The organism is Streptomyces sp. CHD11 (assembly GCF_018638295.1).
Classification (GTDB): Bacteria; Actinomycetota; Actinomycetes; order Streptomycetales; family Streptomycetaceae; genus Streptomyces.
This window is the reverse complement of record NZ_JABTTS010000006.1, coordinates 1-17,685: the sequence shown is the minus strand read 5'-3', so window position 1 is coordinate 17,685 and position 17,685 is coordinate 1. Positions and strand designations below refer to the sequence as shown.

The 17,685-nt window shown below is 73.8% G+C and carries 15 protein-coding genes and 2 pseudogenes; 9 read left to right on the top strand and 8 right to left on the bottom strand.

The annotated features are described in order from the left end of the window. Nucleotides 1-38 precede the first annotated feature (38 nt). From HTV45_RS07820 to HTV45_RS07805, 4 genes are all read left to right on the top strand, one after another. Nucleotides 39-1,178, top strand: coding sequence for an energy-coupling factor transporter transmembrane component T (locus tag HTV45_RS07820; RefSeq protein WP_308309286.1), 1,140 nt, complete (start codon nucleotides 39-41; stop codon nucleotides 1,176-1,178). Next, nucleotides 1,175-2,839: an ABC transporter ATP-binding protein gene (locus tag HTV45_RS07815; RefSeq protein ID WP_215204909.1), complete on the top strand. Its 1,665-nt coding sequence runs from the start codon at nucleotides 1,175-1,177 to the stop codon at nucleotides 2,837-2,839. Before HTV45_RS07820 ends, HTV45_RS07815 begins: the two co-directional genes overlap by 4 nt. Next, on the top strand, nucleotides 2,836-3,711 hold the full coding sequence (locus HTV45_RS07810) for an ECF transporter S component (protein WP_215204908.1): 876 nt from the start codon (nucleotides 2,836-2,838) through the stop codon (nucleotides 3,709-3,711). Before HTV45_RS07815 ends, HTV45_RS07810 begins: the two co-directional genes overlap by 4 nt. 302 nt (nucleotides 3,712-4,013) lie before the next feature. Then, entirely contained in the window at nucleotides 4,014-4,430 is a 417-nt protein-coding gene (locus HTV45_RS07805) for a transglycosylase SLT domain-containing protein (protein ID WP_215204907.1), read from the top strand. A 161-nt stretch (nucleotides 4,431-4,591) separates the two neighbouring features. Here the strand turns inward: HTV45_RS07805 and HTV45_RS07800 are convergent, their stop codons facing one another. After that, nucleotides 4,592-5,194 (bottom strand): hypothetical protein, encoded by a 603-nt coding sequence (locus tag HTV45_RS07800; RefSeq protein WP_215204906.1) that lies wholly within the window; start codon nucleotides 5,192-5,194, stop codon nucleotides 4,592-4,594. On the opposite strand from HTV45_RS07800, the gene HTV45_RS07795 reads away from it, so the two are divergent. Continuing rightward, nucleotides 5,193-6,923: a hypothetical protein gene (locus HTV45_RS07795; RefSeq protein WP_251691664.1), complete on the top strand. Its 1,731-nt coding sequence runs from the start codon at nucleotides 5,193-5,195 to the stop codon at nucleotides 6,921-6,923. The genes HTV45_RS07800 and HTV45_RS07795 overlap by 2 nt on opposite strands. Here HTV45_RS07795 and HTV45_RS07790 read toward each other — a convergent pair. After that, nucleotides 6,877-8,934 carry a bifunctional glycosyltransferase 87/phosphatase PAP2 family protein gene (locus HTV45_RS07790; RefSeq protein WP_215204905.1) on the bottom strand — a complete coding sequence of 686 codons (2,058 nt, stop codon included), beginning with the start codon at nucleotides 8,932-8,934 and terminating at the stop codon, nucleotides 6,877-6,879. The genes HTV45_RS07795 and HTV45_RS07790 overlap by 47 nt on opposite strands. A gap of 441 nt (nucleotides 8,935-9,375) precedes the next feature. Here HTV45_RS07790 and HTV45_RS07785 point away from each other — a divergent pair, with 441 nt between their 5' ends. Next, nucleotides 9,376-10,053: an O-methyltransferase gene (locus HTV45_RS07785; RefSeq protein WP_215204904.1), complete on the top strand. Its 678-nt coding sequence runs from the start codon at nucleotides 9,376-9,378 to the stop codon at nucleotides 10,051-10,053. 63 nt (nucleotides 10,054-10,116) lie between these two features. On the opposite strand, the gene HTV45_RS07780 is transcribed toward HTV45_RS07785, so the two are convergent. Next, nucleotides 10,117-10,509 carry a hypothetical protein gene (locus HTV45_RS07780; RefSeq protein WP_215204903.1) on the bottom strand — a complete coding sequence of 131 codons (393 nt, stop codon included), beginning with the start codon at nucleotides 10,507-10,509 and terminating at the stop codon, nucleotides 10,117-10,119. A gap of 143 nt (nucleotides 10,510-10,652) precedes the next feature. Here HTV45_RS07780 and HTV45_RS07775 point away from each other — a divergent pair. Continuing rightward, nucleotides 10,653-11,084 (top strand): annotated as a pseudogene (locus tag HTV45_RS07775) (DUF1992 domain-containing protein). Here HTV45_RS07775 and HTV45_RS07770 read toward each other — a convergent pair. Continuing rightward, complete coding sequence (locus HTV45_RS07770; RefSeq protein WP_251691662.1) at nucleotides 11,073-11,576, bottom strand: hypothetical protein; 504 nt, start codon at nucleotides 11,574-11,576, stop codon at nucleotides 11,073-11,075. The pseudogene HTV45_RS07775 and the gene HTV45_RS07770 overlap by 12 nt on opposite strands. A gap of 5 nt (nucleotides 11,577-11,581) precedes the next feature. Continuing rightward, complete coding sequence (locus HTV45_RS07765; RefSeq protein ID WP_215204902.1) at nucleotides 11,582-12,271, bottom strand: hypothetical protein; 690 nt, start codon at nucleotides 12,269-12,271, stop codon at nucleotides 11,582-11,584. Nucleotides 12,272-12,448: 177 nt separating this feature from the next. Here HTV45_RS07765 and HTV45_RS07760 point away from each other — a divergent pair, with 177 nt between their 5' ends. Then, a complete protein-coding gene (locus HTV45_RS07760; protein WP_215204901.1) occupies nucleotides 12,449-12,940 on the top strand; it encodes a GNAT family N-acetyltransferase in 492 nt (163 codons plus the stop codon). Nucleotides 12,941-12,986: 46 nt separating this feature from the next. On the opposite strand, the gene HTV45_RS07755 is transcribed toward HTV45_RS07760, so the two are convergent. Continuing rightward, entirely contained in the window at nucleotides 12,987-15,071 is a 2,085-nt protein-coding gene (locus HTV45_RS07755) for an MFS transporter (RefSeq protein ID WP_215204900.1), read from the bottom strand. A gap of 159 nt (nucleotides 15,072-15,230) precedes the next feature. Here HTV45_RS07755 and HTV45_RS35000 point away from each other — a divergent pair, with 159 nt between their 5' ends. Then, the gene (locus tag HTV45_RS35000) at nucleotides 15,231-16,490 is read left to right on the top strand and encodes a peptidoglycan-binding protein (protein ID WP_215204899.1); all 1,260 of its coding nucleotides are present in this window, start codon (nucleotides 15,231-15,233) and stop codon (nucleotides 16,488-16,490) included. A gap of 49 nt (nucleotides 16,491-16,539) precedes the next feature. On the opposite strand, the gene HTV45_RS07745 is transcribed toward HTV45_RS35000, so the two are convergent. Next, a complete protein-coding gene (locus HTV45_RS07745; protein ID WP_215204898.1) occupies nucleotides 16,540-17,202 on the bottom strand; it encodes an HAD-IA family hydrolase in 663 nt (220 codons plus the stop codon). A 293-nt stretch (nucleotides 17,203-17,495) separates the two neighbouring features. Beyond that, nucleotides 17,496-17,685 (bottom strand): annotated as a pseudogene (locus HTV45_RS07740) (TetR/AcrR family transcriptional regulator); the annotation flags it as partial.

Below are 17,685 nucleotides of genomic sequence, written 5' to 3'. Positions count from 1 at the left end.
GGAGCGACGGGGGCAGCCCCGCCCAGGAGGGTGCCCCCGTGCGGCGAACGCCGGCGGAACAGCTCACCCCCGCTCAGCCCCGCCCGCCGCGCGCACAGCTCCACCCCGGCGCCTGGTGGCTCTGGGCGCTGGCCCTCGGCACCGCCGCGACCCGTACCACCAACCCCCTCCTCCTCACTCTCCTCATCGTGACCTCCGCCTACGTCGTGGCGACCCGCCGACCCCACACCCCCTGGTCCCGCTCCTACAGCGCCTTCCTCAAGCTCGCCGCCCTGGTCATCGTGATCCGACTCGTCTTCGCGGTGGTCCTCGGCTCCCCCATCCCGGGCAGCCACACCGTCCTCAGCCTCCCCGAAGTCCCCCTCCCCGACTGGGCGCAGGGCATCCGCCTGGGCGGCAGGGTCACCGCGGAGGCCCTGACCTTCGCGCTGTACGACGCCCTCCGCCTGGCCACCCTCCTCATCTGCGTGGGCGCGGCGAACGCCCTCGCCAACCCCTCCCGGCTGCTCAAGTCCCTTCCCGGCGCCCTGTACGAGATGGGCGTGGCGGTGGTCGTGGCACTGACCTTCGCCCCCAACCTCATCGCCGACGTACAGCGGCTGCGCGCCGCGCGCCGGCTGCGCGGCCGTCCCGACAAGGGTGTGCGCGGACTCCTGCACGTGGGACTCCCGGTCCTGGAGGGCGCGCTGGAGCGCTCGGTCGCCCTGGCCGCCGCGATGGACGCGCGCGGCTACGGACGTACCGCCGACGTACCACCCGCCGTCCGCCGTACCACCTCCGCCCTCACCCTCGGCGGTCTGCTCGGCATCTGCGCGGGCACCTACGGACTCCTCACCGCCGAGGGCGGGACCTACGGCGTCCCCGTCCTCCTCGCCGGACTGGCCGCCGCCCTCGTCGGCCTCTGGCTCGGCGGCCGCCGCACGCTGCGCACCCGCTACCGCCCGGACGCCTGGGACACCCGGGCCTGGCTGGTCACCGCGTCCGGAGTCGCGGTGGCGGCACTGCTCACCCTCGCCGCCTCCCGCGATCCGGCGGCCCTGAACCCCGGTGTGGTCCCGCTCGTGGCGCCCACCCTCCCCCTGTGGCCGGCGGCGGCGGTCCTCCTCGGCCTGCTCCCCGCCTTCATCACCCCCGCCCCCGAGGCGGCCACGGACACCCGCAAGGAGCCGACGACGTGATCCGCTTCGAGAACGTGTCGGTGACCTACGACGGTACGGCGCAACCCGCGGTCCACGGCGTCGACTTCGAGGTCCCCGAGGGCGAACTGGTGCTCCTCGTCGGCCCGTCCGGCGTGGGCAAGTCGACGATCCTGGGCGCGGTGAGCGGCCTGGTCCCGCACTTCACCGGCGGCACGCTGCACGGCAGGGTCACGGTCGCGGGCCGTGACACCCGCACCCACAAGCCGCGTGAACTCGCCGATGTCGTCGGCACGGTGGGCCAGGACCCGCTCTCCCACTTCGTGACCGACACGGTGGAGGACGAACTCGCCTACGGTATGGAGTCGCTGGGCCTGCCCCCGGACGTGATGCGCCGCAGGGTCGAGGAGACCCTGGACCTCCTCGGCCTCGCCGACCTCCGCGACCGCTCCATCGCCACCCTCTCCGGCGGCCAGCAGCAGCGCGTGGCCATCGGCTCGGTCCTCACCCCCCACCCCCGGGTCCTGGTCCTCGACGAGCCGACGTCCGCGCTGGATCCGGCGGCGGCCGAAGAGGTCCTGGCCGTCCTCCAGCGCCTGGTCCACGACCTGGGCACCACGGTCCTGATGGCCGAGCACCGCCTGGAACGCGTCGTCCAGTACGCCGACCAGGTGGCCCTGCTGCCGGGCCCCGGCGAACGCCCGTGGCTGGGCACCCCGCCGGAGGTGATGGCGGTCTCCCCCGTCCACCCCCCGGTGGTCGCCCTGGGCCGCCTGGCGGGCTGGTCCCCCCTTCCCCTGACGGTCCGCGACGCCCGCCGCAGGGCGGGTGGCCTGCGTGACCGCCTGGCCGGCCACGAGCCGCCCCCTGCCGGCACCGGCACCGCGCCCGCGCCTTCCGCTGCCGGGAAGCGCCGGTTCGGCCGCACGAAGGCGAGCGACACCGCCGCGCCCGTGGCCGAGGTCCGTTCGCTCGCGGTGCGCCGTGACCGTGTCCAGGCCCTGCAAGGGGTCGATCTGACGGTCACCCCCGGCGAGACGATCGCCCTGATGGGCCGCAACGGCGCCGGGAAGTCGACGCTGCTCGGCGCGCTGGTGGGCCTGGTCACCCCGTCCTCCGGCTCGGTCCGCACCGGCGGCGCGGTCCCGCACCGCACCCGCCCCCGCGACCTGGTCCGCCGGGTCGGCCTCGTCCCCCAGGAACCCCGCGACCTCCTCTACGCGGACACCGTCGCGGCCGAGTGCGCGGCCGCCGACCGGGACGCGGAGGCACCCCCCGGCACCTGCCGCGCCCTTCTCACCGAACTCCTCCCGTCCGTGGCCGACGGGACGCACCCCCGTGACCTCTCCGAGGGCCAGCGCCTGACCCTCGCCCTCGCGGTCGTCCTGACGGCCCGCCCGCCGCTCCTCCTCCTGGACGAGCCGACCCGGGGGCTGGACTACGCGGCGAAGTCCCGTCTGGTGGCGATCCTGCGGGGGCTGGCCGCCGAAGGCCACGCCATCGTCATGGCCACGCACGACGTGGAACTGGCGGCGGAGCTGGCCCACCGTGTCGTCCTGCTCGCCGAGGGCGAGGTGATCGCGGACGGCCCGTCGGCGGAGGTGGTCGTGGCGTCCCCGTCCTTCGCCCCCCAGGTGGCGAAGATCCTGGCCCCGCGGCCCTGGCTCACGGTCTCCCAGGTCCGAGAGGCGCTGACCCCATGACCAAGCTCCCCACCTCGCCGGCCACACCCACCACACCCGCCACGGCGCCGCGCACGGACCGCCAGGCGCGGGCCATCCGCCTGGGCCCCCGCTCCTGGCTGGCCCTCGCGCTGGTCAGCGCGGTGGGTGTGGCCGGCTTCGGCTGGCCCTTCCTCGCCCCGCCCGACTCCACGCTGAACGCCCACGCGCAGGACGCGCCGTGGCTCTTCGCCGGCCTGCTGGTGCTGCTGGTCGCGGTCGTCGCGGCGACCATCTCGGAGTCGGGCCTCGGCCCGAAGGCGGTGGCGATGCTCGGCGTCCTGGCGGCGACGGGCGCGGCCCTGCGTCCCATCGGCGCGGGTACGGCCGGTCTGGAACCCATGTTCTTCCTCATGGTCCTGAGCGGCAGGGTCCTCGGTCCGGGCTTCGGCTTCGTCCTCGGCTCGGTGACGATGTTCGCGTCCGCGCTGCTCACCGGCGGCGTGGGCCCCTGGCTGCCGTTCCAGATGCTGGCGATGGGCTGGTTCACCATGGGCGCGGGCTTCCTCCCGGGCGCCGACCGTCTGCGCGGCCGCCCGGAGGTCTGGATGCTCGCCGTGTACGGCTTCCTGGCGGCCTTCGCCTACGGCACGGTGATGAACATGGCGGGCTGGCCCTTCATGTCCGCCCTGGCTTCCAACATCTCCTTCGACCCCGACGCCTCGCTCCCCGCCAACCTGGCCCGCTTCCTGGCCTACTGCCTGGCGACGTCCCTCGGCTGGGACCTGGGCCGCGCCCTGATCACCGTCGTCCTGACCCTCACCGCCGGCGCCTCCCTCCTCAAGGCCCTGCGCCGGGCCACCCGCCGGGCGGCTTTCGAGACCCCGGTCACCTTCGGGGACAGCGCCGGGTAGCCCCTCGCGCACACACCGTGTCCGGGAGGGTGAAGCACCCCACATGACCCGCCTCACATACGACCCGGAGCCGTAGCCACACCCGGGCCCGCACAGGAGGCATCGGCCGCGCGCCATCCCTCCTCCGACCTCCCGTAGTAAAAGGGACCTTTGCGGGCAATCCGTGGATTTGCTTCTGTGGAGCAGTCGCCAGGCGCCAACGCCCCTTCCGGGGTCGCGGCGCCGACGCATGCCCCCGCCGCACACCACGGCATCCGGTACGGCGTAGCGCGCCCCCCCTGCTTCCGACCGAAAGGCCGCCTGTGTCCGCCGCTTCCTTCCTCCGCACCGTCGCCACCCCGAAGAAGACTCTCGCCGGTGCCGCCCTGGTCGCCGCCACCTGCGGCACCCTGATCGCCGCCGCGCCCGCCCAGGCCGCGAGCACGAGCGCTTCCTCGGCCCGGGCGACCGCGCAGAAGATGATCGGCAACTCGGCCGAGTTCCAGTGCTTCTCGAAGATCGTCCAGCACGAGAGCGGCTGGAACCCCACCGCCACCAACGCCTCCAGTGGCGCCTACGGCCTGGTCCAGGCCCTGCCCGCCTCGAAGATGGCCTCGGCAGGCTCCGACTGGAAGACCAACCCCGCCACGCAGATCAAGTGGGGTCTGGACTACATGAACGACCGCTACGGCAGCGCCTGCGACGCCTGGTCCTTCTGGCAGTCCAACCACTGGTACTGATCACGCGGGACACCCCGGTACCGAAGGCGGCGGCCCCACGATCCCCGGGGCCGCCGCCTTCGCCGTCCCCGGAGCGTCGAGCCTGGGCCGCACGGGCCGGGCGGTTCCGGGAAGGGAGCCGAAACAGGCCCGCGGGCACCACGGCGCCGGGGAACACGTGCTCAGGCCAGTTCCTCCGACACCACGTCGGTGGCACGGCGGCGGGCATTGGTGGCCGTGATGGACAGCGCGTCGAAGGCGGCGCGGCGAGCGGTGTCGAACGGGATGCGACGACCGTCGGCGAGCGTGACCCGTCCGGGGTCGTCGGCGTCCACGAAGGAGTCCCGTTCGTCCTCCCAGTCGATGCCGTAGCCGGCCCAGATCACCACCTCGAAGGTGTCCTCCCCGTCGGCGTCGACATACACCTGGTCGGCGCGGCGCGTGCGCAGCCGGTCTTCGTCCCAGGTGTCGCAGAACATCGCGTCGTAGCCGTGTGCCGCGCCGTCGAAGAGCAGGATCCGCCGCCCCGACGCGGTGACCGCGTACACCAGCGCGGGCAACTCGTCGCCGGTGATCAGCCCTTCGCACCGCTGCCCGTAGTAGTGCAGCCGGAACCGGGTGCGGCCGTCCTCGGCACGCAGCCGCGCCGCCCAGCCGGCCTCCAGCAACCCCGCCCAGTAGGGCTCGGACACATTGCCGGGGCGCCCGGCGGGCTCGGTCAGGCCGGCCAGATGAGGTGGTCCGGGACGGGCAGCCGTCCCGGAAGCCGATACGCGGTTCTCCATGCGCCCGATCATCGGGCATCCGCCTGCGCGGGTCCATGCCGCCGCCGGGCACGGCCCGCCAGTGAACGTCCCCGCCCGGTTCCACGTCTACGTGATCGTGCCTCCTGTCGATCTCACCCTGACTCCGCGCGCGCACGCGGCCGTTGAGCCTGCACGGCCCCTGTCCACCGCTCTCCGGCAGCATCGCGTACCCCTGCTCGCGACGCTCTCCGTGCTTCCTCTCTACGCCCTGTGGTGGCGTCTCCTCGCCACCGGCGGCGGTGATCTCGCCGCTCAGGAGGCATGGGCCGACTTCGCCGTGCGGCACGGGAGTTCGGCGTACAACCTGTTCTGGTACGGCGGGATGCACACCGCCAACTACAGCGTCGTCTCGCCGTACTTGATGGCGGTCCTGGGGGTCAGGGGTCTCACCGTCGTCTCCGGGCTCGCCGCCACCTGGATCGCGGCCGTGCTCGTCCGGCGGGCCCAGCGGCGAAGACCCCTCGCGCCCGCCCTGCTCGCCGCCCTCGCGCTCTGGTGCAACGTGGCCTCCGGGCGGACCACCTTCGCCCTCGGGGTCGCCTTCGGACTCGCCGCGTGTCTGTTCCTGGGCCGGGAGAAACGTCTCCTCATCGCCGGTGCCCACGCCGCCCTCGCCACCATGGCGTCCCCGGTCGCCGGGTTGTTCCTCGCCGTGGTCGGGGGCGGGTACGCGCTCCACCGGCAGCCCCGGCATGCCTGCGCCCTGCTGCTGCCGCCCGCTCTCGTCGTCGGGGCGGTCAGCCGGCTGTTCCCGTTCCAGGGGGAGCAGTTGATGCCGGCCGGCCGGATATGGCCGCCCGTCCTCCTCGGAGTCGCCGTCGCCCTGCTCTCCCCGCCCTCCTGGCACGTGGTCCGCCGGAGCGCGATCGTCTACGCCGTCGGGACCGTGCTCGTGTATCTCGTCCCCTCCCCCATCGGCACGAACGTCGAGCGGTTCGCCGAGTACGCCGCGCCCGTCGCGCTCCTCACCGCGCTGCTCGCACAGCCTCGGCTGCGTGCGCTGCGGCGCGGACTGCTGGTCGCCGCCCTGGTGTGCTCGCTCGCGTGGACGGGCCAGAAGACCGTCGACGACCTCCGTGTCTCCACGGACGTCCCGGCCTGGGCGGTCCGGACCGAGGGGGTCGTCCGGGCACTCGAAGGGCTCGGGGCGGAGCGGACCCGCGTCGAGGTCGTGCCCGCGCGCAATCACCGGGAGGCCACGGCGCTCGCGCCCCACCTGCACCTCGCCCGCGGCTGGAACCGGCAGTTGGACATGGAGCGGGCGCGGCTGTTCTACGACGGGTCCTTCTCCGCCGCCTCCTACCGGGCGTGGCTGGACCGGTGGGCGGTCGGGTTCGTCGTGCTGCCGGACGGCACGCCCGACGGGTTCGCCGAGGAGGAGGCACGGCTGATACGGCACCAGCGGCCCGGCTGGCTGCTGCCCGTGTGGCAGGACGCCCACTGGCAGGTGTTCCGGGTCCTGGACGCCGTGCCCCTGGTCGACGAGCCGGGGTCGGTCGTGCGGGCCTCCAGCGCCGATCTGGTGGTGCGGATGGCACGGCCGGGGGCGGTCACGGTCCGGATCGCGTACTCGCCGTGGCTGCGGACCGACGGCGGGGGATGTCTGAGCCGGGAGGGCGAGTTCACGCGACTGACCGTGACGGCGGCGGGTGAGTACCGGATCAGCTCGGAGTACGGTCCCTGGCCGGCGCCGCCGGCGCGCTGCTGAGTTCCGGGGCGGCCTCCACCGCCGTACGGGCCCGGGGTCCCTGGAGCAGGTACGTGAGGCCGAAGCCGGCGCCGACGACGAGTGCCCCGCCGGCCGCGTCCAGGATCCAGTGGTTGCCGGTGGCGACGATCGCGGCGGCCGTGAAGAGGGGATGGAGGAGGCCGAGGGCCTTCATCCAGAGCTTCGGCGCGATGATCGCGATGACCAGTCCGCACCACAGGGACCAGCCGAAGTGCAGGGACGGCATCGCCGCGTACTGGTTGGTGAGGTGGGTCAGGGTGCCGTAGTCGGGCTGGGAGAAGTCCTGGACGCCGTGGACCGTGTCGATGATCCCGAAACCGGGCATGAGGCGGGGCGGGGCGAGCGGGTAGAGCCAGAAGCCGACCAGGGCGAGGATCGTGGCGAAGCCGAGGGCCGAGCGGGCCCAGCGGTAGTCGACGGGGCGGCGCCACAGGAGCAGGCCGAGGACGGTCAGCGGGACGATGAAGTGGAACGACGTGTAGTAGAAGTCGAAGAAGTTCCGCAGCCAGCCGATCTTGACCACCGCGTGGTTGACGGTGTGCTCGATGTCGATGTGGAGCAGGCGTTCCAGGTCGAGGATCTGCTGTCCGTGCTCCTCGGCCCGCTCCCGGCCGGCCGAGTTGCTGCCGCCGGTCGCGGCGAGCCGGACCTTGGCGTACGCGGCGTAGGTGACGCGGATGAGGAGGAGTTCGAGCAGGAGGTTCGGGCGGATGAGCACCCGGCGCAGGAACGGCAGCAGCGGGACGAAGGAGAAGCGGGCGGGGACGGGGTCCGCGTACCGGGTGGGGATCGGGGTGCGGAAGTACTGCGAGCCGCGGGAGAGGAAGGGGACCGCGGTGGCGGCGGCCAGGGCGGCGAGGAGGACGACGTTGTCCCGTACCGGGTACAGGAACGTCATGTTCGGCAGCATCATCTTCGCCGGCAGCGTCATCGCGAGCACGACGGCGACGGGCCACACCAGGCGGTCGCGGGCACGCTTGCCCACCCGGCCGACGGCGGCGAGCAGCACCCACAGCAGCTGGTGCTGCCACGCGGTCGGCGCGACCACGATGGCGGCGCAGCCGGTGACGGCGACCGCGAGGAGCAACTGGCCGTCGTGGGCGTAGCGGACGGCGCGGCGCAGGGCGAGGGTCACGACGGCCGCGCCGAGCAGCAGGAAGAGGACGATCTCCAGGGGGCCTTCGAGGCCGAGGCGGAGCAGGGCGCCGTGCAGGGACTGGTTGGCGCGGTCGTCGGCGGGTCCGCCGAGGCCGGTGCCGGCCAGGTGGTGCACCCAGTAGGTGGCGGAATCGCGCGGCATCGCGGCCCAGGCGAGCGCCGTGGTGGCGGCGAAGGTGACTCCGGTGGCGGCGGCGGCGCGGCGGCGGCCGGTGAACCACAGCAGCGGGGCGAAGAGGAGGAGGGTGGGCTGGAGCGCCGCCGCGACACCGATGAGGGCGCCGCTGACGCGCTGGCCGTGGGCGGCGAAGCAGCCCAGCAGGACGAGCAGCACCGGGATGACGCTGGTCTGGCCGAGCCAGAGGGTGCTGCGCACCGGCAGGGACAGCATGAGCAGGCTGACGGCGACCGGCGCGGCGAGCAGCGCGGTGCGGCGGCCGACCGGCTGCGGCAGCGCACGGGCGGCGATCACCCCGAGGGCGACGACCAGCAGCAGGGTGCCGAAGGTCCACCCCCAGCCGAGGGCCTCTTCGGCGGGGCGGGTGAGGGGTTTGAGGACGAGTCCGCTGAAGGGGGTGCCGGTGAACCGGGTGGAATCGTAGAGGGAGCCGCTCACGTGCAGGACGCCCTCGGGGCCCACCCAGGTCCCCAGGGCGGTCAGCCGTTCCCCGCTGGGGGTGGTGAGGACGGCGGCGACCTGGCGTGCGGCGAGGACCGCCGCGAGCAGCCACAGCCCCAGGCGCGCAACGCGCAGCCGTGCCCGGGGACCGCCGTCGGCGACTGTGGTCCCGAGTGCCTCCGCCGGTCGCCCACCGTGCTCCGCGTTCGCCACGCCCCGTCGGCCTCCCGCCCCGTTCCGCCCCGCACATCCTGTGCGTGCCGATTCCTCCTGCGCACCCTATGCGGTACGCACTGCCCCTGGAGAGGGACGCGGGACATCCCGGGTTCACCTGACATCCCTCTCGCTTTTTCCCGATGACGATAATCCGCGGGTGATCACCTCGCGTGCGGACGGCACGGGAGGGGGTCACCACGAGCGGGCGGCGGGTTCGCGGTGAGGCGGAGGGCACCTCGGGGCGGAGGGCAACTCGGGGCGGAGTGCCTCGGGGCGGAGGGCCTCGGGGCGGAGGGCCGCCCGCTGCCGGTTCCGCCGCCGGCGCCGGAACCCTCCGGGACACGTCCGGAAAACGCCTGCCGGCGACGGAGGGGCGGCGTATCTTCGGTGGCGACCTCAGCCGGAGACGCTGACCGATCCCACGGAAGGTACAGGTGCATGGGCGAGCCGCAGCTCTGGCACACGGTGGACGACTACTTCGCCGGCCGTCTCCTGACCGACACCCCCGACGAGGCTCTGGCGGCCGCCCTGCGCGACAGCGATGCCGCCGGGCTGCCACGGATCGCCGTCTCCGCCCCGGCGGGCAAGCTGCTCCAGCTCCTCGCCCAGGTGCAGGGCGCCCGCAGCATCCTGGAGATCGGCACCCTGGGCGGCTACAGCACCATCTGGCTGGGCCGCGCCCTGCCGCCCGACGGGCGGCTGGTCACCCTGGAGTACGACCCCCGGCACGCCGAGGTCGCGGTCCGCAACATCGCCCGCGCGGGTCTCGACCAGCGTGTCGAGGTGCGGGTGGGCGCCGCGCTGGACTCGCTGCCCGCACTGGCCGACGAGAACCCGTCCCCGTTCGACCTGGTCTTCATCGACGCCGACAAGGTGAACAACCCGCGGTACATGGAGTGGGCTCTCCGGCTGACCAGCGCGGGGAGTCTGATCGTGCTGGACAACGTCGTCCGGGGCGGGCGGGTGGCCGATCCGGACAACACCGATCCGGACGTGGTGGGCACCCGCGCCGCCCTCGACATCATCGGCTCGCACCCCAGGCTGACGGGTACGGCGATCCAGACCGTCGGCACCAAGGGCTACGACGGCTTCGCGCTGGCGCGCGTCCTGGCGTGATCCGGGGACCTCGGACGGCGCCCGCGCCCCGGCCGTCACCGCCTTGCGCGTGAGTCCCGCGCTTCACACCTCGTGGTAGAACCCCACGTTGACGCTGCGCGGGGCGGTGCGGTCCTGGATGACGACCTCGCCGCTGCCGCCCCGGGTCAGCGCGACGGTGCCGCCGTAGGTGACCGGCTGGGCGTGGCCTCCGACGGTCAGCCGGACCTCGGAGGACGGCTCGGGCAGGGAGCCGCGCAGCCAGGTCAGCTGCCAGGTGCCGTCCTGCGTACAGCCGAACTCCAGGTGGACCCGCGAGACGAACAGCCAGTCGTCCGGCGTCGAGAGCCGGCACAGCGACGTGTCCCGGCCCACCCGCAGCAGGGCGCCCGGCTCGCTGGGCGCGTCGGCCATGAGCATGCCCGCCGTGGCACCCGCTTCCGCCGCGGACACCGCGGCCATGGTGAGTTCGAGCACCTGTGGTCCTCCTGAGACGTCCTGCGGGCCGAGGAGGGCCCGGGCCCGGCGGTGGCCGGAACGGCTTCGCACGGCGGCCGGAACGGCCTGCCGCCGCCGAATGATAAAACGCCCGGCCGGGTGGCGTCCGGCACAATGAAGTCATGACCGAGCGAAAGCCACCCGGCGTCGACTTCGAAAGCTGGGTCGACAAGCAGATCCGCGATGCCGAAGCACGCGGGGACTTCCAGCAGCTGGCGGGGGTGGGCAAGCCGCTCCCCAGCGAGGTCGAGAGCACCTACGACGAACTGTGATGGGTGAAGCGGAAGATGGCCCGCGAGGGCTTCTCGGTGCTGCCGCCTGCGCTGGCCCTGCGCAAGGAGGCCGAGGACGCGCTGGAGGCGGCCCTCGCGGCTCCCTCGGAGCGGATCGTCCGGAAGGTCATCACGGAGATCAACGCCCGGATCAGCGACATGATGCTCAAGCCGCCGCCCGGCCCCCCGCTGGGTAGGAAGCCGTACGACGTCGAGGACGTCGTACGCCAGTGGCGGGAGCGCCGGGCGGCGGCGGGCGGGGCGGACCCCTCAGACGTGTAGCAGCCGTTCCGCCAGCTCGCGGTAGTCGCGCAGGGCGAGGCGCAGCTGCTCGGTATCGGTCGCCGCGGCGGCCTGACCGTCGCCGGGACCCGCGGTGCCCGCCGTGTCGGTCCCCCAGGACCGGCGCAGGGTGCGGCGACGCTCGGTCATGGCGTCCGTGAAGCGCTCGGTCAGCTCCCGCAGTACGTCGTCGGCCTCCCGTACGGCGTCGTGCGGGGCGTCGACGAACCCGGCGACGGCGTGCTGCAACTGTGCGGCGAGCTGGTCGGTGTCGTCGTGCGGGAGGAGACGGTGGTGAGCGCCGCCGTGGTGGGGAGGCGTACCGCCCGCCGTCGGGGCGGACTTCTCCACGTCCGTGCGGGACGCGGTGTCGCCGGGCCGCGGGTGCGCGGCGGCCGGCGGGCTCTCGGCACCGCGGGCGGTGTCGGGGGTGGGGCGGGGGGTGTCCCCGGTCAGCGGGGTGCCACCGGGGCGTCGGGTCACGTCGGTCATGTCGTTCAGCTCTCCTTGGCCTGGCGCCGGTGCAGCAGGGACGGCGTGCGGTGGCCGCGGCGGGCGGCCGGGGACGTACGGTCGGCGTCGGCGCCGTGGTGACCGGCGTCGGGGCGGTGGCGTCCGCCGTCGCGCCGGGACGGACGGATCAGCTCCTCGAACAGGGCGCGGGCCTCGACCATGGCCTCGCGCATCTCCTCGGTGCCCGCGCCGCCGTCCTGCGCGCCGTTCGCGCGCGCCTGGGCCACGCGGTGCACGCGCCGGTAGCCCTCGACGTGGTGGGCGTGGTGCACGGACAGCGCGGAGAGCTGGTCCTCGTAGTGTCCGCCGGCGGGGAAGCCGCGGGCGCCGGCGAGTTCGGCGATCAGCCGGTCCGCCTCGGCGACGGCATCGCGCGGGGATTCGACGAACCGCTCCTGGGCGGCCGTCCAGCGCGCCTCGAAGTGCTCACGCTCGGCGGACTCCAACGGCCGTGAGCGCAGGTCGCCGTGGCGCTCCACGCGCTCGGCGAGTTCCCGCTCGGCGGCCTTGGTGTCGCCGTCGTGACGGGCGACAGCACGGTCGTACTCGGGCCCGAAGCGGCGCTTCAGGCCCGTGCCGTGCCTCGGGCCACGGGTACGCAGGGTCAGCACGGCCGCGACGGCGACAACGACCGCGACAATCACGATCAACGCAATGATCAGGCCAGTGGACATGGATGCCTTCCGGGGTCTCGGCCCAACCGGCACTCCTCGCGAGCCGGTTCGTCCCTCCCGGGTTGCCCGATGCCCGGCGCACAAACTGCGCGACACAGACTCCGGGGCCCCCGCGCCGGTTCCGCGGCCGCCGAAATGCGCGTGCGGCCGGCCGTACGGGCCTTCCAGAATGCGGCCATGACATGGACTGTTGCCCCCGAACCGTACGACTCGCCCGCCGCCGCCGCGCTCTGGCGGGCGTACTACACGGAAGTCAGCGACCGCTGGTACCTGCTGCACGAGGGACGCCGGACCCCGCCGGAGGAGCTGGAGCGGGAGATCGCCGCCGGGGCGGAGGGCGGCCTGGCGGCGCCGCGCGGAGGGCTGCTGGTCGCGCGGTACGCGGGTGAGCCGGCCGGGAGCGCGGGTTACCGGCTGCTGGACGGCACGACCGCCGAACTGACCCGGGTGTTCCTGTACGAGGGGATGCGGGGCAGGGGCGGTGCGGGGCTGCTGGTGCGGGAGGCGGAGGACACGGCCCGCCGGGCGGGCGCGGCCCGGATGGTCCTCGACACCCGCGGTGACCTCGTCGAGGCGCGCGCCCTGTACGCCCGGCTGGGGTACGCGGAGACCGAGCCGCACAACGCGGAGCCGTACGCCGAGCACTGGTTCGCCCGGCGGCTCGGCTGACACGCCGGGTCACCCGCCCCGAACCGCCCCAGCACGCTCACCCGCCTCAGCCCGTCGGCGTCACCGTCCGTTCGCTCTGCGGGCGTTCGCCGCGTGAGCCGCACAGTTCGTCGTTCAGTTCGTGGACCAGTCGCACCAGATCGGTGGGGCGGTCCGGTCCCCACCAGTCGCCGAGCAGCTCGGCCAGGGACTCCTCACGGGCCCGCGCGAGGCGTTCGCTCACCTCGCGGCCCTCGTCGGTCAGCACCATGTCGAGGCCCCTGCGCACGGCGAGGTGCCTGATCTCGACCTGGCGGGTGGCCTCCAGGACGACGCTCAGCGGGACCGGGTTGCGCTCGGCGAGCCGGGCCGGTTCCACCGAGCCGTGCCTCCTCATCCGCAGCAGCAGCCAGCTCGCCGCGGGCAGCAGGTCGTAGCCCGCGCGATCGGTGATCTTCCGGTAGATCTCGCGCCGCCCCTCGCGGGTGCCGAGCACCGACAGCGCGCGGCACACCTCGTCGTACGAGGACCGCTCCACAGGGTTGCTGGCGAGGGTCTCGGTCACGTCGGGGGCGGTGACCGAGGCGCGCAGCCGGTCCTCCTTGAGGAACCACGCCAGCAGGAAGCCGACGAGGGCGACGGGCACGGCGTACAGGAAGACGTCGGTGATGGCGGTGGAGTAGGCGTCGAGGGCCGGAGGGCGCAGCGGGGGCGGCAGGGCGGCGATGCCGCGCGGGTCGGCCTCCAGTGTCTCGGTGGAGACGCCGGGCGGGAGCGGCGCTTCCCGGAAGGCGGCCGTGAGTTCGCCGCCGAGGCGGCTCGCGAAGATCGCTCCGAAGATGGCGACGCCGAACGACGCGCCGATGGACCGGAAGAAGGTCGCGCCGGAGGTGGCGACGCCGAGATCCTCGTAGGAGACGGCGTTCTGCACGATGAGCACGAGGACCTGCATCACCAGACCGAGTCCGAGGCCGAAGACGAAGAAGAAGGCGCTCATCACCCCGGTGGAGCTGTGCGCGTCGAGCTGATGGAGCAGCAGCAGCCCGACGGCGGTGATGCCGGTGCCCAGGATCGGGAAGACCTTCCAGCGGCCGGTACGGCTGACGATCTGTCCGGAGCCGGTGGAGGCCAGCAGCATGCCGGCCACCATCGGCAGCATGTGCACGCCGGACATGGTGGGGGTGATGCCGTGCACCACCTGGAGGAAGGTCGGCAGGTACGTCAGCGCGCCGAACATGGCGAAGCCGACGATGAAGCTGATCACGGCGGCGAGCGAGAAGGTGCGCACCCCGAACAGCTTCAGCGGCAGTACGGGCTCGGCGGCCCGGCGTTCCACGGCCACGAAGGCGACGATGAGGACGGCGCCGAGCACCACGAGCCCGATGATCAGCGGCGAGCTCCAGGCCCAGGTGGTACCGCCGAGGGAGGCGACCAGCACCAGGGAGGTGGCGACGGAGGCGATGAGGAAGGTGCCGAGGTAGTCGATGACGTGCTTGGCCGACCTGCGCGGGATGTGCAGCACGGCCGCGATCACGGCGAGCGCGACGATGCCGACGGGCACGTTGATGTAGAACACCCAGCGCCAGCTCCAGTGCTGGGTGAACACTCCGCCGAGCAGCGGCCCGAGCACGCTGGTCGTGCCGAACACGGCCCCGAACAGGCCCTGGTAGCGGCCGCGTTCACGGGGCGGCACGAGGTCGCCGACGATCGCCATCGACAGCACGATCAGCCCGCCGCCGCCCAGCCCCTGAAGGGCGCGGAACCCGATCAGCTGCGGCATGTCCTGGGCGGCGCCGCACAGCGCGGACCCCACCAGGAAGATGACGATAGCGAGCTGGAAGAGGCGCTTTCGTCCGTACTGGTCGCCGAGTTTGCCCCACAGGGGGGTCGCGGCGGTGGAGGCCAGCAGGTACGCGGTGACCACCCAGGAGAGGTGCTCCAGGCCGCCCAGGTCGCTGACGATGGTGGGCAGGGCGGTGGACACGATGGTCTGGTCGAGGGCGGCGAGCAGCAGACCGAGCAGCAGGGCGCCGATCGAGAAACGGACGTTGCCGGACACCTGTTCCGGTGCGCCGGGGGTCGGCGGCCCGGTGCGGGGTGCGGGCTGCGCGTCGCTCGCCTTCGGCGCCGTACCGTGCGCGTCGCCGGCCATGAAGACCTCCACAGGTTCTCGTTGCCACCTCCATCGTGATCTGTGTGACCCGTTATGGCCTGTTGAGTCCTCGCGGAAGTTCGCATTCCGGGGGCGCGCGGACCAGGCTGTGAAGGAGATCTGCATAATCTCTGGAGTTCGTGAGGGGAGGGACCACACGTGGAACAGCCGAACGGAAACCCGTGCCCGGAGTGCGGTGCGCCCAGGCACAGGGACAACACCCCTTCCTGCGCCTGCACGCTGCGTGCGTCCGACGCCCTCCGCGACGCCCGCACGGCTCAGGCCGCGGCGGCGGAGGACTTCGACCCGCTGCGCATCCGGCCGTATGTCGAGCTCGACGGGGAGAGCACACGCGGTACGCCGGATGGGGCGGCCGGGCGGCCGGGCACGGTCACGCCCCCGGACGCCGGCCCGTCCGCGGAGAAGCCGGGCACCCCGCCCGGCGCTCCGTCAGGGACCTCTCCCAACACCCCGCCGGACGCCTCGGGAGCGCCCGGCGAGACGATGCGGTTGCGCACCCTCCCGCCGGAGGCGGCACCCGGCGCAGCGGACGCGACGTCCGTACTGCCGGCGCCCCTGGGCGCCGCGGCGACCCGGCCGAGCGCCACGGACCTGAACCTGTTCGACGCGACACAGCCGATCGGGCGCGTCCCTGGCGCCCAGGGAGCCGAGGGGCACGGACCCGAGGGGCACGGCCCGGACGGTCACGGTCCGGACGGTCACGGTCCGGACGGTCGTGGTCCGGACGGTCGTGGTCCGGACGGTCGTGGTCCGGACGGCTTCGAGGAGGCACCGCCCCGCCGGCGCCGCCGTGGGGTGCTGCTCGCGGTCGCGGGGGCCGTCATCACGGTGGTGGGGGCGGCCGGGTGGGCGAGCGGGATGTTCTCCTACGAGACTCCGTCCCGCGACGACGCGGCGCCGGAGGACGTACGGGCGAGCGTCCCGGACCCGTCGTCCTACGCGCCGTCCGCGGAGCCGGCGGACGGTGCGTCGCCCTCCGCCCCGCCGACGTCGTCCGCCCCCGTGTCGGAGTCCCCGTCCGCGAGCGCGAGCGCACCGGCCTCGCCTTCGCCCCCGGCGTCGGCGTCGGCGTCCGCCGGCACCTCACCGAGCCCGTCGGCGCCGGCCGAGCCGTCCCCGGCCCCGGAGGCCTCCTCCCCCGCCGCGGACACCCCCGGGGACACGGACGAGGGCGACGACGACACCGCCCCGGTGCTGCGCCGGGGCGACCGCGGCCCGGAGGTCGCCGACCTCCAGCAGCGCCTGCGTCAGGTGTACCTGTACCACGACCACATCGACGGCCGGTTCAGTCACCGCGTGGAGGAGGCCCTGCGCACCTACCAGTGGTCCCGTGGTGTCCGCGACGAGCTGGGCGTCTACGGCCCCCTGACCCGGGCCCGCCTGGAAGCGGAGACCTGAGGGCCGGGGATCACGGGACAACGGGGGCCACAGGTCCCCCTCTCCCCGCCTACCTCGTGATGTGCAGGCGGATCGTGCCGTCCGGAGCGGATTCCACCCGTACCCGGGTCAGGTCCTCCACGACCGCGTCGGGGGCGTGGAAGCCGGCGCGGGGGCCGATGCCCACGACGCGCATACCGGCCGCGCGGCCTGCCGCGATGCCGGCGCCGGAGTCCTCGAGGACCACACAGTCGGCCGGGGCGACACCCAGTTCGGCCGCACCCTTCAGGAACCCCTCGGGGTCGGGCTTGCTCGCGCCGACGGACTCCGCCGTCACCCGCACATCGGGCTGCCGCAGCCCGGCGGCGGCCATCCTCGCCGTCGACAGGGCGACATCGGCGGACGTCACGAGGGCGTGCGGCAGGCCCTCGAGGGAGGCCAGGAACTCGCGGGCGCCGGGTACCTGGACGACACCCTCGGTGTCGGCGGTCTCCTCGGCGAGCATGCGGGCGTTGTCGGCGTGGTTCTGCTCCATGGGGCGGCCGGGCAGCAGCAGTGCCATCGAGGCGTACCCCTGGCGGCCGTGCACGACCTTCATGACCTCGTCGCCGTCGAGCCCGTGCCGGTCGGCCCAGCGCCGCCACACGCGCTCCACCGAGGCGTCGGAGTTGACGAGGGTGCCGTCCATGTCCAGAAGGAGGGCGCGGGCGGTGAGTACGGCAGTGGCCGTCATCGGCAACTCCAGAAAGGGAGGGGGAACGCCTGGGGCGGTGTCCTCGAAGCGGGACCAAGGCGGCCCCGCCCGCCGGTCAGGGAGAACGGGCGGGAGCCACTTTGTTCACCCACGGTACAAAAAGGGACCGGGTTCCCGCCACCGCGTTCGCCGACCCTTCACCAAGGCTTGGGCCGGCCGTCACCCGTGACGCACGACGACACCCCGCCGTTCCGGGCCCGTCGTCGCACGTCACACCCGCCGCCGGCCCCACGCCGCACCCTCGCGGCCGGCTCCGGCCCGCACGCCACGCCTCACGAAAGTGGACCCCTGGCCCACGGCCGCACCGCACCGCCGGCCGGCGGCCCGTCGGCGCGGCGCTGGGCGGGGGCGGTGGAGCCGGACGGCACCGGCGGCAGGGCGGGCGTGGGCAGGCGTTCGCCCCAGCAGCCGGTGAGCATGGCGCGGACCAGGGCGTTGTCGCGGGCGCCGGCCGTGGTCCAC

What these genes read in the sequence shown, in the direction of transcription:
- HTV45_RS07810 (WP_215204908.1), top strand. Translation starts at nt 2,836, where the DNA reads ATGACCAAGCTCCCCACCTCGCCGGCCACACCCACCACACCCGCCACG.
- HTV45_RS07795 (WP_251691664.1), top strand. Translation starts at nt 5,193, where the DNA reads ATGCGCCCGATCATCGGGCATCCGCCTGCGCGGGTCCATGCCGCCGCC.
- HTV45_RS07800 (WP_215204906.1), bottom strand. Translation starts at nt 5,194, where the DNA reads ATGGAGAACCGCGTATCGGCTTCCGGGACGGCTGCCCGTCCCGGACCA.
- HTV45_RS07785 (WP_215204904.1), top strand. Translation starts at nt 9,376, where the DNA reads ATGGGCGAGCCGCAGCTCTGGCACACGGTGGACGACTACTTCGCCGGC.
- HTV45_RS07770 (WP_251691662.1), bottom strand. Translation starts at nt 11,576, where the DNA reads ATGACCGACGTGACCCGACGCCCCGGTGGCACCCCGCTGACCGGGGAC.
- HTV45_RS07765 (WP_215204902.1), bottom strand. Translation starts at nt 12,271, where the DNA reads ATGTCCACTGGCCTGATCATTGCGTTGATCGTGATTGTCGCGGTCGTT.
- HTV45_RS07760 (WP_215204901.1), top strand. Translation starts at nt 12,449, where the DNA reads ATGACATGGACTGTTGCCCCCGAACCGTACGACTCGCCCGCCGCCGCC.
- HTV45_RS07755 (WP_215204900.1), bottom strand. Translation starts at nt 15,071, where the DNA reads ATGGCCGGCGACGCGCACGGTACGGCGCCGAAGGCGAGCGACGCGCAG.
- HTV45_RS07745 (WP_215204898.1), bottom strand. Translation starts at nt 17,202, where the DNA reads ATGACGGCCACTGCCGTACTCACCGCCCGCGCCCTCCTTCTGGACATG.